This is a genomic window from Streptomyces scopuliridis RB72 (assembly GCF_000718095.1).
GTDB lineage: Bacteria > Actinomycetota > Actinomycetes > Streptomycetales > Streptomycetaceae > Streptomyces > Streptomyces scopuliridis.
Genome location: NZ_JOEI01000005.1, coordinates 599,659 through 614,009 on the forward strand (window position 1 = coordinate 599,659; position 14,351 = coordinate 614,009).

Sequence of the window (14,351 nt, forward strand, 5' to 3'; positions counted from 1 at the left end):
CAGCCTTCAGCCTTTGAGTCCGCCCGCGAAGCCCTTGATCACATAGCGCTGGAGCAGCAGGAAGACCACGAGAATCGGCAGCGCGGCCAGCGCCAGACCGGCGAAGACGAGGCCGTAGTCGGAGACGTACTGGCCCACGAACGAGAACACGCCCACGGGGACGGTCTCCTTGCCGGATCCGCCGAGATACAGCAGCGGGGTGAAGAAGTCGTTCCAGATGAAGACCGCGTTCAGGATGATCACGGTGCCGGTGATCGGCCGCAGCAGGGGGAAGACGATACGGGTGAACGCCTGGCGGTGGTCGCAGCCGTCGATCAGCGCGGCCTGCGCGTAGTCCTGGGGCAGGGCGCGGATGAACCCCGTATAGAGGAAGACCGTGAACGGCAGCTGGATGCCCGTGTAGAAGAGGACCATGCCGTGGTACGTGCCGAGCCAGCCGAGGTCGTCGACGAGTTTGTACAGCGGGATCATGCCGAGCTGGAACGGCAGCACGATGCCCAGCAGGAAGAGGATGTAGAGCCCGTAGCCGAGTCCTCGGGCGCGGCGCGCGAGGTAGTAGGCGCCGGTGGAGCCGAGGACGATCAGCAGCAGCAGGCTGATGACGGTGATGATCGTGCTGTTGAGCAGGGCGGGTCCGAGGGAGGCGGAGGACCACGCGTTGCCGAAGTTGGCGAAGGTGGGCGGCGCGGGCGGCGACAGGGGCGAGTCGGCGATCTGCGCGGGGTCCTTCATCGCCAGCGTGACCAGCGCGTACACCGGGAACAGGAAGACCACCGCGACGGCGGCCATGACCAGTTCCAGGCCGTAACCGCCGTAGCGGGGGCGGCGCTTGGGCGCGGTGCTGCGGGGAGTCGTGGCGGTGGTGCTCACGCGGTGACCTCCCGGGCGCGCAGATAACGGAGTTGGACGAGGGAGACGGCGGCGACGAACAGCGCGAGCACGAGCGCGACGGCGGTGCTGTAGCCGAACTTCCCGAAGACGAAGGCCTCTTTGTACAGCACGGTCGACAGCGTCTCGCTCGATGTGCCGGGGCCGCCGTTGGTGGCCGCGTAGACCTGGTCGAAGAGCTTGAGTCCGCCGATGGTCGACAGCATGAGGTTGATGGTCAGCGCCGGGGCCAGCAGCGGCCAGGTGACATAGCGGAAGCGCTGCCAGGTGCCCGCGCCGTCGATGCGGGCGGCCTCGTGGAGTTCGGCGGGTACGCTCTGGAGGCCGGCGAGGAAGATGACCATCGAGTATCCGGCGTACTGCCAGACGACCATGGCGGCGACGGACCAGAGGGCGAGCGAGGGGTTGCCGAGCCAGTCCTGGCGCAGTCCGCCGAGGCCGAGGGCGCCGAGGATTCCGTTGAGCCCCGCGCCGTTGTCCGGGTTGTAGACGTACTTCCAGAGGAAGGCGACCATGACGGGGCTGACGACGGCGGGCGCGAAGAAGATCACCCGCAGCAGCGACCGGGACCGGATGTTGGCGTTCACGCCGAGCGCGAGCAGCAGGCCGATGCCGTTCTGGACGACGACCACCGCGAGGGTGAGCAGCAGGGTGTTGCTGACGGATTCCAGGGCGCGGTCGTCGTTCAGCAGGGTACGGAAGTTGTCCAGGCCGACGAAGGCGAAGTCGCCGACGCCGGACCAGTCGGTGAAGGCGTACACCACCCCGGCGAGGCTCGGATAGAGGACGACGACGGCGTACACGAGGAGCGCGGGGACGACGAAGGCCCAGGGCGGGAGGGTGGCGTCGCGGTGGCGCCGGGTCCGTCCCGCCGGAGCGGGCGCGCCACTCTTCGCGGGCGCGCCGCCGACCGCCGGGCCGGGTTTCTCGGGGCCTGAAGTGGCGGTATCCGGGAGGGAGTTCACGATTTCTTCCCGTACGCCTGGTCCATCTTCCCCAGTGCGCCGGCGACATCCGTCTTCCCCGCGAGCAGTTCCTGTACGGCGGCGAAGTGGGCGGGCTGGACCTCGGCGTTGGGCCAGCTCTGGTCCATGAAGGGAACGGCGCGGTTGGCGTCGATGATGGGCAGGAAGCCGGCCAGGGCGGGATCGATCTCGGTGGTGGCGTCGCGGGTGAAGGGGATCGCCGAGACGGCCGTCGCCCAGCGGTTGATGTTCTCCTGCTGCCCGAGGAATTCGATGAACGCCTTGGCCTCGGCCGGGTTCTTGGCGTGCGCGGCCACGCCGAGGCCGACGACGATGCCCGCCGGAATCCATAGCTCGGCGGGATTGTCACCGCCGGGGAAGGGGAACATGCCCAGGTCGTCGGGGGTGGGGGTGGCCTGCCGGAAGTTGGCGAGCACGGCCGAGACCTGGACGGCCATGGCCGCTTTCCCGCTCGCGACCAGCGAGGTCTGCTGTTCGTAGGTGGTGCCGTTGGGGTTGTCGTTGAAGAAGCCCTTGCGCTGGAGCTCCTGGTACTTGCCCAGCGCGTCGGCCCAGCCGGAGCCGGCGAACTTCGCGCGGCCGGCGGCCATGTCGGCGTCGAAGCCGGGGGTCTTGGCATAGACGGCGTTGGGGACCAGCGCGTAGCTGATCAGCTGGGTGACCCAGGGGGTCTGGGCGCCGAGCGCGATGGGCACTATGCCCTTCGCCTTGAGCTTGGCGCAGACGTCGAGCAGTTCGCTCCAGGTCCTGGGCGGCTGGACGCCGGCCGTGGCGAAGGCCTTCTTGTTGTAGATGGCGCCGATGACACTGCTGCCCGCGGAGTAGAGATAGGTCTTGCCGTCATGGCGGTAGGCGGGGTCGAAGTTCTTGGGGATGCGCTGGGTCCACTTCTGCCCGCCGAGGTCGGTGAGCAGTCCGGCCTTGGCCAGCTCGACCATGGACATCGCGCTGCCGCTGCCGGGGAACAGCACATGCACATCGGGGGCGTTGCCGCCGGCGAGCTGGGTGCGTACGACCGTCTGCACCTGGTCGGTGGGGGCGAAGGAGGTGGAGAAGGCGGGGTCGGGGTGGCTCTTGCGGTAGAGAGCGAGCAGTTCCTCGATGGGCTTCTGCTGGTCGGCGACGCCGACGATACGCACCTTGTCCGAGCCGCCGGAGCTGGAGCACGCGGTGAGCAGCGGGGGAAGCGCGGCCAGGGCGGCGACTCCGCCGCCGGCGCGGAGGAACCCCCGGCGGCTGACCGTGCCCGGGACAGGCTCTGACAGGCTGCGGGAACCTGTGGTCATGGTGTGTCCTCCTCGTGTGATCCGGCGAGCGACGCCGCCGGGCTTGGAGCACGTCGGGGCCCGGCGCTCGCGACGGGCGCCGTCGGGTACCCGCCCGTGGGACGCGAGGGGTACGTGGGACGCGAGGGGTACGACGCGGTGAAGCGGTAGACGCCCGAGCCGACGCGGTAGACGGAGTGGCCCGAGGCGGTGTCGGTGGCGGGGATGGTCGCGAGGAGCGTGAGGTGCTCGCCGTCCACCGGCACCGCGCCGGATTCGCGGACCGAGCCGTGGTCGTCGGTGGGTACGTGCACCTCGGCGCTCGCCCCCGGCGGCACCTGGACGCGCAGGCCGAGGGTCTGGTCGTGGCGTTCCCAGCGCACCGTGACGGTGCCCCGGGCCGATTCGTAACCGGCGCTCGCGTGGCCGAGTTCGCCGGGCCGGGGCCGGATCAGCAGCTTCCGGTATCCGGTGGAGTCGGGGCTCTGGTCGAGTCCGGCGACGCCCCGGTAGAGCCATTCGCCGATCGAGCCGAGCGCGTAGTGGTTGAAGGAGTTCATCGAGGGGGCGCGGAACCCTGTGCCGGGTGTCCAGCCGTCCCAGCGTTCCCAGATGGTGGTGGCGCCGTGGCGCAGCGGGAACAGCCAGGACGGTACGTCGGTACGGCGCAGCAGCGCGTGCGCCAGGTCGGCGCGGCCGTACGCGTCCAGGACGGGCGCGGCCAGCGCGACGCCGAGGAAGCCGGTCTGGAGCGCGGGCCCGGCCTTCTCGATGAGTTCGGCGAGCCGCTGGGCGGCGGGGCCGGTCGCGTCCTCGGGCAGCAGACCGAAGGCGAGGGCGACGAGATAGCCGGTCTGTGTGTCGCCCGCGATCCGTACGGTGGGGTCGCCTTCCGCGTTCTTGTCGGTCGTCACGAACCGTTCACTGAAGGCGGTACGGATGTCGGCGGCCAGCCGGTGGTACTCGCGCGCCACCTCCGGGAGCCCCAGCACCTCCGCGGCGCTCGCGGTGAGGCGGGTGCTGTGCGCGAAGTAGGCGGTGGCGATGACCTCGCGCGGGGTCGGGACACCGGGGGCGAGCCAGTCGGAGAAGTGCGGACCGACGTGCCGGCGCCAGATCAGGTCCGGGTTGTGACGGTGGATCAGACCGATCCAGGCGCGCATGGCGGGTAGCGCCCGGGAGAGGAAGCGCGGGTCGTCGTAGGTGCGGTACAGATGCCAGGGGATGATCACGCCCGCGTCGCCCCAGCCGGGAGCGCCCTCGTCGGCGACGCCGATGAGGCGTGGCGCGACATTGGTGAAGCCGCCCTCGGGGGTGCGGGCGTCCTCGATGTCGCGGAGCCACTTGGTGAAGAACGCGGCGACATCGGCGTTGAGCGCGGCGGTCGGCAGGAAGACCTGCGCGTCGGCGAGCCAGCCGAGCCGTTCGTCACGCTGCGGGCAGTCCGTGGGCACACTGACGAAGTTCGAGCGCTGTCCCCAGACCACACAGTCGTGGAGCCGGCGGATCTCGGGGTCGGAACAGTCGAACGCGCCGGACCATGGTGTGTCGCTGTGCAGCGCCACGGCGACGACATCGGAGTCGTACAGCCGCGGGACTCCGCTGATCTCCACGAAACGGAACCCGTGGTACGTGAAGCGCGGCTCGAAGACGAGGTGTTCACGGCCGTCACCGATCAGTACGTCGGTGGCGGCGGCGGTGCGCAGGTTCGCGGTGTAGAGGCGGCCCGTCTCGTCCAGCGCCTCGGCGTGGCGTACGACCACCCGCGCGCCGGGGGCGAGTCCGGCGACGCGGAGCCTTACCCGGCCGGCGAGATTCTGGCCGAAGTCGACGATATGGGTGTCGTGTCCGCCGTCGGCCGTGACACCACCGTTGCCGTGGGGGACGCGGGTGATCGAGCGGGGGCGTAACGCGGTCGTGGCCCGTACCGGTTCGTCGACGGACGCCACGAGCAGGCGATGGCCGGTGTCCGTGATCAGCGCCGGTGACCAGTCCGTGTCGTCGAAGCCGGGCAGATCCCAGCCGTCGGCCGCGTGCCGCAGATCGTGGCACTCCCCCATGAGCAGGTCGGCGTGGCGGATCTCCCCGGTGTGGGTGCGCCATGTGTCGTCGGTGACGATCGTGGTGGTACGGCCGTCGGCGTGGTCGATATGAAGCTCCGCCAGAAACTGCGGGAACGCGCCGTAGTGGGCGCCGGCCCTGCGGGGCTCGAAGCCGACGAACCCGCTCCACCAGCCGTCCGCGATGGTCGCGGCGAGCACGTTCTCGCCGTCGCGGACCAGTTCGGTCACGTCGTACGTCTGGTACTGGACGCGGCGGGTGTAGTCGGTCCAGCCGGGCGCGAGTTCGGCGTCGCCGACGCGGGTGCCGTTGAGGCGGACCTCGTACAGGCCACGCGCGCTGACGTACAGCCGGGCGCGGAGGGCGGCGGGGCCGGTGAAGGCGCGCCGGAGCGTGGGGCAGGGGGCGAGACCGTGGTCGTCCAGGGCGCGTTCGCCCTCGGTCGGCGCGTCCATGACCGGGATCGGGCGGGGATCGTGGCCGATCCACGAGGCGCGCCACTCGTCCGCGCCGCGGAACGCGGTCTCGAACCACGATGTCGCCTCGACGGCCGCGGCCGAACCGCCTTCGGCCGTAGGTCCGGTGGGGTCCGTCCGCTCGGCCGGCCAGACGGCGACCCGCCAGTGATAGCGCGTACGGGACTTCAGCGCGGGTCCGGCGTAGACGGCTCCGATCGCGTCGGGGTCCTCGATCCGGCCGGTGTCCCAGAGGGGTTGGCCGCCCTCGTCCAAGTCCTCGGCCCGGTCGGCGACCCGCACGCGGTACGCGAGCGGCGCATCGCCCCGGTGCGCGGACGCGAGCCGCCAGGAGAGCAGGGGCGCGGCCTCATCGATGCCCAGCGGGGTGGCGCGGTGGTCGCATCGCAGGGCGTAGGGCCGCAGGGACACGAGCACGTCCTTCCTTCGCGCCGGGAGCGGCGCGTCACCGTCGACTGTTCGTCAGTTCGTCTGCTCGTCGTCACTTGCACGGCGTGAAGACGACCATCTTCGAATGTGAAATCTAACGTGAATTCTGTGGCGTGGAGACTATGAGCCCCTCGCGAGAGGTGTCAAGAGTGTTACCGAGGTGCGCATTAGCCATCTCATGCCGCAATCGATCTTCGCTCGGGAGGCCCTTACAGTCGCCTACGACAAGCGTTGTAGCCCCCGCAGCGGGTGCTCTTGTACCCCGTGATTCTCATGTGATATTCACCGTGTGATTACAACACGAACGGACGTTAAATCAAGCGTCGATACCCCTTCGAGTACCTCGGCTCGGGCGGGATCCCGCACGACGGAACGGACCAGCATCCATGCCACTGAACAGTGGGATCGACAGATCCAGAGGGTTGGGGCGACGCGCGATGCTCGGCGCCTCGGGAACGCTCGCGTTGGCGTTCGCCGCCGGCAGCCTGTCGGCCGGCCGGGCCGGAGCCGCCGAGCGGTTCACCGATGACCCCTTCACCCTGGGCGTCGCGTCCGGCGACCCCTGGCCGGACGGATTCGTCCTGTGGACCCGCCTCGCGCCTCACCCCCTCGCCCCCGATGGCACCGGCGGCATGCCGCCCCACGCGGTCACGGTCCTCTGGGAGGTCGCCGAGGACGAACGCTTCCGGCGTGTCGTACGCCGGGGCCGGACCAAGGCGGTGGCGGAGCTCGCCCACTCGGTCCATGTCGAACTGACGGGCCTTCACTCCGGCCGGCAGTACTACTACCGCTTCAGCGCCGGCGGGGTCATCAGCCCCGTCGGCCGCACCCGTACCGCGCCCTCGCCGCACAGCCGGCCCAAGGAGCTGAACTTCGCCTTCGTCTCCTGCCAGGCGTGGTTCGAGGGCTTCTACACCGCCTACCGCCATCTCGCGCAGGAGGACATCGATCTCATCCTGCATCTCGGCGACTACATCTACGAGAACCCCATCGACGCGATGGGTGGCGTACGCCAGGTCCCCGTCGCCGCCGAACTGCGCCCCGAGCCGATGGACCTCACCCAGTACCGCAACCGGCACGCGCTGCACCGCTTCGACCAGGATCTGATCGCCGCCCACCAGGCCCACCCGTTCGCCGTCGTCTGGGACGACCACGAGGTGGAGGACAACTGGGCGGGCGACCACTCCAAGCTCGACAACGAGCCGGACCAGGACCCGGCGGTGTTCCGCCAGCGCGCCGCCGCCGCGTTCCAGGCGTACTACGAGCATCTGCCGCTGCGCCTGCCCAACAAGCCGAGGGGCTTCGAGGCCCGGCTGTACCGCAAGCTGAGCTACGGGCGGATGGCCTCGTTCCATATCCTTGACACCCGGCTGTTCCGCGACGACCAGCCCTGCGGTGACGGTACGAAGAGCGGCTGCGACGAGCGCCTCGACCCCGACCGCTCCATCCTCGGCGCCGAGCAGGAGAGCTGGCTCTACAACAGCCTCGGCCGCTCCGGGACGACCTGGAACTTCATCCCCCAGCAGATCCCCATGAACCAGGTCGACACCGATCCCGGCCCCGGCCAGTCGTTCGTGATGGACTTCTGGGACGGATACGCGGCCTCGCGGCAGCGGCTGTTCGACCAGATCGCCGCCCGCAACGTGAGCAACCCCGTGGTGCTCACCGGCGATATGCACCGCCATCTCGCCGCCAACCTCAAGCGGAACTTCGACGACCCTGACTCCCCCACCGTCGGCGTCGAATTCGTCGGCACCTCCATCTCCACCAAGATGGACGGCATGGACCTCGACCCCTCCGGGGCGAGCCTGCTCGCGGCCAACTCGCATATCGAGTTCACCAACTACCAGCGCGGCTATGTCCGCTGCACGGCCACGCGGGAGTCCTGCCGCGCCGACTTCAAGGTGCTCCCGTACGTCACCCGGCCCGGCGCGCCCGTGTCGACCCGGATCTCCTATCTCACCGAGGCGGGGCGGCCGGGGCTCCAGCGCGCCTGATGGTATGTCAGCCGCCTGACCCGTACGGCGGCGCTGCGGTTGCCGGGGCGGCCCCCGGCTCCCACGATCGGAGCGTGGGTGGCCGCCCTCGGACCGTCTACGGAGATCCGTCCCCGGAGATCCGCCCGGGTGGCTGTCACCCGGGCAGCGCACCCCCGCAGGGCGCTTATCTCACACCTGAGATAATCTTCCCCTATGGCAGACGACTACCTCGTACGCATCGGCAAGCTCATCCGTGACGCCCGTCAGCATCGTGGCTGGACACAGAGCCAGCTTGCCGAAGCTCTGGCCACCAGCCAGAGCGCCGTGAACCGCATCGAGCGCGGTAACCAGAACATCAGCCTTGAGATGATCGCGCGCATCGGTGAGGCGCTCGACAGTGAGATCGTATCCCTCGGCTATGCCGGGCCCATGCATCTGCGGGTGGTCGGCGGACGCCGGCTCTCCGGCTCCATCGACGTCAAGACGAGCAAGAACGCGTGTGTGGCACTGCTCTGCGGCTCGCTGCTCAACAAGGGGCGCACGGTGCTGCGCCGGGTCGCGCGCATCGAGGAGGTGTTCCGGCTCCTGGAGGTGCTCAACTCCATCGGCGTACGCACCCGCTGGATCAACGACGGCGTGGACCTGGAGATCGTGCCGCCCGCCGAGCTGGACATGGAGGCGATCGACGCGGAGGCGGCCCGCCGTACCCGCTCCATCATCATGTTCCTCGGCCCGCTGCTGCACCGGATGGACACCTTCCGGCTGCCGTACGCGGGCGGCTGCGACCTCGGTACGCGCACGATCGAGCCGCATATGATCGCGCTGCGCCGGTTCGGTCTGGACATCGCCGCGACCGAGGGCCTGTACCACGCCCAGGTGGACCACACGATCTCGCCGGACCGCCCGATCGTACTGACCGAGCGCGGCGACACCGTCACCGAGAACGCCCTGCTGGCCGCCGCCCGGCACGACGGCACGACCGTCATCCGCAACGCCTCGTCGAACTACATGGTCCAGGACCTGTGCTTCTTCCTCGAAGCGCTGGGCGTCCGGGTCGACGGCATCGGCTCGACCACGCTGACCGTGCACGGTGTGCCGTCCATCGACGCGGACGTCGACTACTCCCCCTCCGAGGACCCGGTCGAGGCGATGAGCCTGATCGCCGCCGCCGTGGTCACCGAGTCCCAGCTGACGATCCGCCGGGTCCCGATCGAGTTCCTGGAGATCGAGCTCGCGGTGCTGGAGGAGATGGGGCTCGACCACGACCGCACCACCGAGTACTCCGCCGACAACGGCCGTACGCGGCTGGTGGATCTGACCGTACGGCCGTCCAAGCTGGAAGCGCCGATCGACAAGATCCACCCGATGCCGTTCCCCGGGCTGAACATCGACAATGTGCCGTTCTTCGCGGCCATCGCGGCGGTGGCCCAGGGCCAGACCCTGATCCATGACTGGGTCTATGACAACCGCGCCATCTACCTCACGGACCTCAACCGCCTCGGTGGCCGGCTCCAACTCCTCGACCCCCACCGCGTCCTGGTCGAGGGCCCGACGCGCTGGCGCGCGGCCGAGATGATGTGCCCGCCGGCGCTGCGGCCCGCCGTGGTCGTACTGCTGGCGATGATGGCGGCGGAGGGTACGTCCGTACTCCGCAATGTCTATGTCATCAACCGCGGTTACGAGGATCTGGCGGAACGCCTGAATTCCGTGGGCGCGCAGATCGAGATCTTCCGCGACATTTAAACGGAATGCGCGGACTCATACGGACCCCGCCGGGCCGGATATCATCTCCGGACCGGCGGGGTTTCTCGCATGGGTGCGGAATTGCTGTCGCGTCAGCCCTGGGGGCTGGATCCCACGACCTTGCCGACGGCGTAGGCGCCCGTGACGAGAGCCGCGCCTCCGGCGAAGGCGAGGGCCGGCGTGGCCAGAACCGGAGACGTCTCGTGCGCCAGCCAGCCGGGGGTCTCCTCGGAGAGCCCGCCGAGGCTCTCCATCTGCGCGTTGAACTTGTCTTCGATCATTGTGTCCCTCCCCATGAGGAATGTGCGGTGGACAGACGGAAGGCGACCCGGGGGAAAGGGATGGATGCGCAGCCCTTTGCCACCCGGATTCACCCGGGGAGAGATACAAGCATCTATTCGAACTGAGCGAGTATGACGCGGATCACACCGCAAATGGAATGGGCAATTCCAGCGCCATTCCAGCACCATTCCAGCGCCATGACATTTATCAGCCATATCCATGACATTCGTCAGCCGAAGCCATGAGGAACCTCACCACCGGGGCACCGGCTCCACGGTGATGCCACATACACGTATCCCCATACCACTGTGACCGAGGTCACATAGCCTCCGGAGAGGGGGGCGACCGCCACAACGCCGCGCCCGGGGAAGGACGTTCATCCCCCGGGCGCGGCTGACTGTGGGTCACACGGCTGGGCGCACTACTTCAGCAGGTACGCCTTCACGACGGTCGTCTCGTACGTGTTGCCGCTCGTGTCGGTGAGCTTCGCCTTGAAGGAGACCGACTTGGCCGTCTTCGGGTGGCTCAGCGACAGGCTCTTCTTGCCGTCCTTGGCGGTGGTGACCGGGGCCTTGGCCCACGTGGTCCCGCCGTCGTAGGAGACCTGCACGGACAGGGACTTGAAGCCCTTGCCCGCGGCCGGGCCCTGGAGGGTCAGCGGGACGGTGAGCTTCTTGCCGGCCGCCGCGGCGCTGCCCAGATCCAGCTTCGGGGCGAAGCGGACGGTGGAGAGCGGCAGGGTGACGATGGTGTCCCCGGCGGGCTTCTTCGAGGCGAAGGTCCAGGCCGCGGTGATACGGGTGCTGACGCCGGCGACCGTGGTGGAGCGGGACGCGTCCGTGCTGATGCGGTACGCGGCCGACTTCGCGGGCAGACCGGTGACGAACTGGCAGAGGCCGTCCTTCGCGTCCACGATCTTCTTGCCGTCGGCGGTGATCAGCGTCCGCTGCTTGGAGACCTCGGAGTGCCCGAAGTGACCGGCTCCGTCGGTGAACTCGGGTACGCAGACGGCCAGTTCGCTGCCCAGACGCTGCGCGGTGTTGTTCGCGTCCACCTTCGGGCTGAAGACACCGACGTTGTACGTCTTCTCGTAGGTCTTCTTCGCCTGGTACGTACGAGGCGGGTCGGACTGAAGGTACACGCCGCCTTCCTCGCCCGTGCCGTCCTGGCCGATGTTGAACTCCCAGTCGAAGCCCTGGGGAGCGGTGACGTACGTCTTCGCCGTGGCGGGGAGGGCGAACGGCTGCGTGACCGTGCCGACCCCGAACATCGGGGTGCTCCAGAACGGGTTGACCGTGCCCTTGCGGCCCTTGGCCGAGGCGCCGATCTTGATGTTCACCAGGGCCAGTTCGCTCTTGGACGCGGTGTGGCTGAAGCCGGTGTACAGCGAACCCGCGCGGTTGTAGAGCAGGTTGTAGCTCGTGCTGCCCTTCTGCCAGGTGCCGCCCAGCTGGCTGCTGAACTGCTTGGCGGGCAGCGCCGCGCCGACCTGCGCGGTACGGAAGCCCTTGAACGAGTCCAGGTACCAGGTGCTGCCGAAGGCGCTGTCCCCCGACTCCAAGCCGTAGTTGAGATACGTGTCGAGCTGCTTCGCGGAGTCCGGCGCCGTGATGGAGACCGGCTTCGCCTTGCGGGCGTCGAAGGTGACCGTGGCGTTCTTGGTGACCGAGATCTTCGGCTGCACCATCAGCGCGATGTCCGGGGGCGTGTCGCCGCCCTTGGGGGTCTGCACCGGAACGTCGAGCAGATACGAGCCCTTGGGGACCCGGATCTTGGCGACGCCGTCGCCGTCGGTGTCGTACGGGTTCTTCCAGAAGTCGGCGGTGAGGCCGTAGACGGTGGACTCGGCCTGGGCGGGCTTGCCCTTGGTGTCGATGAACTTCAGCGTGAGGTCGTACGACTCCACCTCGCGGGTTACCGCGAACGACGTACGGGCCTGCTGGCCGCCCTCGGCCGCCTTGGCGGTGACCGCACCGGAGTACGTGCCGTCCAGGGTGCCGATCCGGGTGTCCGCGGTGAGGCCGACGTTCGCGGTGCCGCCCGCGGGTACGGTGACCTGCTTCGCGCCGAGCGCGAAGAAGCCGGCCGGGGCGGGCTTGCCCTTGGGGCCGGCCGTTTCCACCGACAGGTCGAGGGTGACCGGCTTCGTTCCGCTGTTGCGGTAGGTGATCTGCTTGGTCACCGGCTTGTCGTCGGCGTGCGGCCACTGCTGTGTGCCGAAGCCCAGCGAGGTCTGCTCGCTCACCACCGTCTGGGTGATCGCCCTGGCCACATCGGCGCGGCCGGTGCCCTGCTGATGGGCCGTCAGTCCGGCGCCGGGCTTGGCGGACGCGGTCAGCGTCTGCTTGATCCGCTGCCCCGTCCAGTCCGGGTGCTCCTGGGCGAGGATCGCGGCGGCGCCCGCGACATGCGGGGTCGCCATGGACGTGCCCGACATCGACACATAGCCGTCGGCGGCCGGGTCACCGATCTGTCCCTGGGCCGCCTTCGCCGCGACGATGTCCACCCCGGGCGCGGTGATGTCCGGCTTCAGTGAACCGTCGGCCGTCGGGCCCACGCTGGAGAAGTCGGCGATCTTGTCGTTACGGTCGACCGCGCCGACGGTGAGCGCGGAGGCCGCGCTGCCGGGCGAGCCGACGGTCTCGGCGGCGGGGCCGTCGTTGCCCGCCGCGATGACGAAGAGGACGCCCTTCTCGGCGGAGAGCTTGTCGACGGCCGCCTCCAGCGGGTCCGTCTCCGTCGTGTCCCCGCCGCCGAGGCTGAGGTTGGCCACCTTCGCGCCCTGGTCGGCGGCCCACTGCATGCCCGCGATGATGCCGGAGTCGTCACCGAACCCGGAGTCGTCCAGCACCTTGCCGTCGAGGATCTTCGCACCGGGCGCGACGCCCTTGTACTTACCGCCGGACTTGGCACCGGAGCCCGCGGCGGTGGACGCGACATGCGTGCCGTGGCCGAAGTGGTCGACGGTGTTGCCCGAGCCGGAGAAGTCCTTCTGGGCCAGCTCCACGCCCTTGAGGTCGGGATGGGTCTCGTCCACGCCGGTGTCCAGGACGGCAATCTTCACGCCCTTGCCGTCGTACCCGGCCTGCCAGGCGGTCGGCGCGCCGATCTGCGGGACGCTCTTGTCCAGGCTCGCCCGGCGCTTGCCGTCCAGCCATACGCGCTCGATGCCCGGCGCGACCGTACGCTCCCCGCTCCGCCGCTCGCCGACCGCGGTGAGGGCCCGCCACACCTCGGACGTACCGGTCTTCGGGGCGGTCACCGCCTCGCCCTTGACCGCGGGCAGCACCCGGCGTACCGAGACGTCCGCGGCCGAGATGGCCGACTTCGCCCGCGCCTTGTCCTCGGCGGCCCTGGCGTACGACACGATCAGCGGGAGCGTCCCGCGGTGCGCGTCGTCGTAGCGGTCCTCGATCAGCCGGCTGACATTGAACAGCCGCCGGTCCAGCTTGCCCTGGGCCACCAGCCGGGACGCGTCGGAGGGCAGCACATACGTGGCGCCCGCGATCCGGTTGACGGTTATTCGGACGCCCTCGCGGCCCTTGGCCGGCTCCACCCGCGTCACCCGGCCCTCGGCGTCCACATGGACGCGGTCGCCGGTGATCAGGGTGACCGCGGACGACGCACCCTTCGCCTGCCGCGCCTTCGCGGCGAAGATCTCCGCGCTGTCGCCGGCCGAAGCGACGCCGGAAGCCGCCCCCGAAGCGGCGCCCGTCGTGAGGCCCGCGGTGAGCAGCGCCGCCACCATGGCCGCGCCCGCTCTGCTGCTGTTTCTGAGCAACTCTCCCCCAAAGGTGAGGTGTTGTGTCGAAGAACCCCCGAAGCGACGCGTACCGGGAGCGTGCTGATCAACCGGAACCGCGTCGGCACGGAAGACGGAAGGCGGACCCGTCGGGTTCATTCGCACAGCGGTCGAATTGACGCCACTTTCGGCGATGCCGATCAGCCAACACCGAGGGGGGCTGGGCCCTCAACTGGGTCCCGGGACCCTGCGTTTGGGCCCGGGCCCATCCATAGGCTGCAGAAGCTCGGGGGAACGGGAGACGGCGTGGGCGAGGAGAACTGATGAAGGGCGCGGAACGGTTTCGCAGATGGCATGCGCATGACCACATACCCGGTCTCCCGCCACAGCGCGACCGGGGACAGAGCGGGGCCGAGTACGCCGCGATGGTCGGCGTCGTCTCGCTGGTCGTGGCGGCGATCGTCGGTCTGAGCGTGCCCGCCGACGAGGCGACCGGGCTG

The 14,351-nt window shown here is 69.3% G+C and carries 8 protein-coding genes; 2 read left to right on the forward strand and 6 right to left on the reverse strand.

Annotated features, from left to right (window positions below):
• Positions 1 to 6: 6 nt before the first annotated feature.
• From IF11_RS0108035 to IF11_RS0108050, 4 genes are read right to left on the reverse strand one after another with little or no spacing between them, the layout of a single operon-like run.
• Positions 7 to 870: a carbohydrate ABC transporter permease gene (locus IF11_RS0108035; RefSeq protein WP_240628003.1), complete on the reverse strand. Its 864-nt coding sequence runs from the start codon at positions 868 to 870 to the stop codon at positions 7 to 9.
• Complete coding sequence (locus IF11_RS0108040) at positions 867 to 1,853, reverse strand: carbohydrate ABC transporter permease (RefSeq protein WP_078490529.1); 987 nt, start codon at positions 1,851 to 1,853, stop codon at positions 867 to 869. Before IF11_RS0108040 ends, IF11_RS0108035 begins: the two co-directional genes overlap by 4 nt.
• Positions 1,850 to 3,160: an extracellular solute-binding protein gene (locus IF11_RS0108045; RefSeq protein ID WP_051745634.1), complete on the reverse strand. Its 1,311-nt coding sequence runs from the start codon at positions 3,158 to 3,160 to the stop codon at positions 1,850 to 1,852. The genes IF11_RS0108040 and IF11_RS0108045 overlap by 4 nt, the downstream gene beginning before the upstream one ends.
• The gene (locus IF11_RS0108050; protein WP_206300761.1) at positions 3,157 to 6,087 is read right to left on the reverse strand and encodes an alpha-L-rhamnosidase; all 2,931 of its coding nucleotides are present in this window, start codon (positions 6,085 to 6,087) and stop codon (positions 3,157 to 3,159) included. The genes IF11_RS0108045 and IF11_RS0108050 overlap by 4 nt, the downstream gene beginning before the upstream one ends.
• Before the next feature lie 404 nt (positions 6,088 to 6,491).
• Here IF11_RS0108050 and IF11_RS0108055 point away from each other — a divergent pair, with 404 nt between their 5' ends.
• Both IF11_RS0108055 and IF11_RS0108060 read left to right on the forward strand, forming a co-directional pair.
• The gene (locus IF11_RS0108055; RefSeq protein WP_030350771.1) at positions 6,492 to 8,102 is read left to right on the forward strand and encodes an alkaline phosphatase D family protein; all 1,611 of its coding nucleotides are present in this window, start codon (positions 6,492 to 6,494) and stop codon (positions 8,100 to 8,102) included.
• Positions 8,103 to 8,297: 195 nt separating this feature from the next.
• A complete protein-coding gene (locus IF11_RS0108060; protein WP_030350772.1) occupies positions 8,298 to 9,827 on the forward strand; it encodes a helix-turn-helix domain-containing protein in 1,530 nt (509 codons plus the stop codon).
• A 92-nt stretch (positions 9,828 to 9,919) separates the two neighbouring features.
• On the opposite strand, the gene IF11_RS0108065 is transcribed toward IF11_RS0108060, so the two are convergent.
• Positions 9,920 to 10,108 carry a hypothetical protein gene (locus tag IF11_RS0108065; RefSeq protein WP_030350773.1) on the reverse strand — a complete coding sequence of 63 codons (189 nt, stop codon included), beginning with the start codon at positions 10,106 to 10,108 and terminating at the stop codon, positions 9,920 to 9,922.
• Between the two features lie 422 nt (positions 10,109 to 10,530).
• Complete coding sequence (locus tag IF11_RS0108070) at positions 10,531 to 13,890, reverse strand: S8 family peptidase (protein WP_063759137.1); 3,360 nt, start codon at positions 13,888 to 13,890, stop codon at positions 10,531 to 10,533.
• Positions 13,891 to 14,351: the final 461 nt, after the last annotated feature.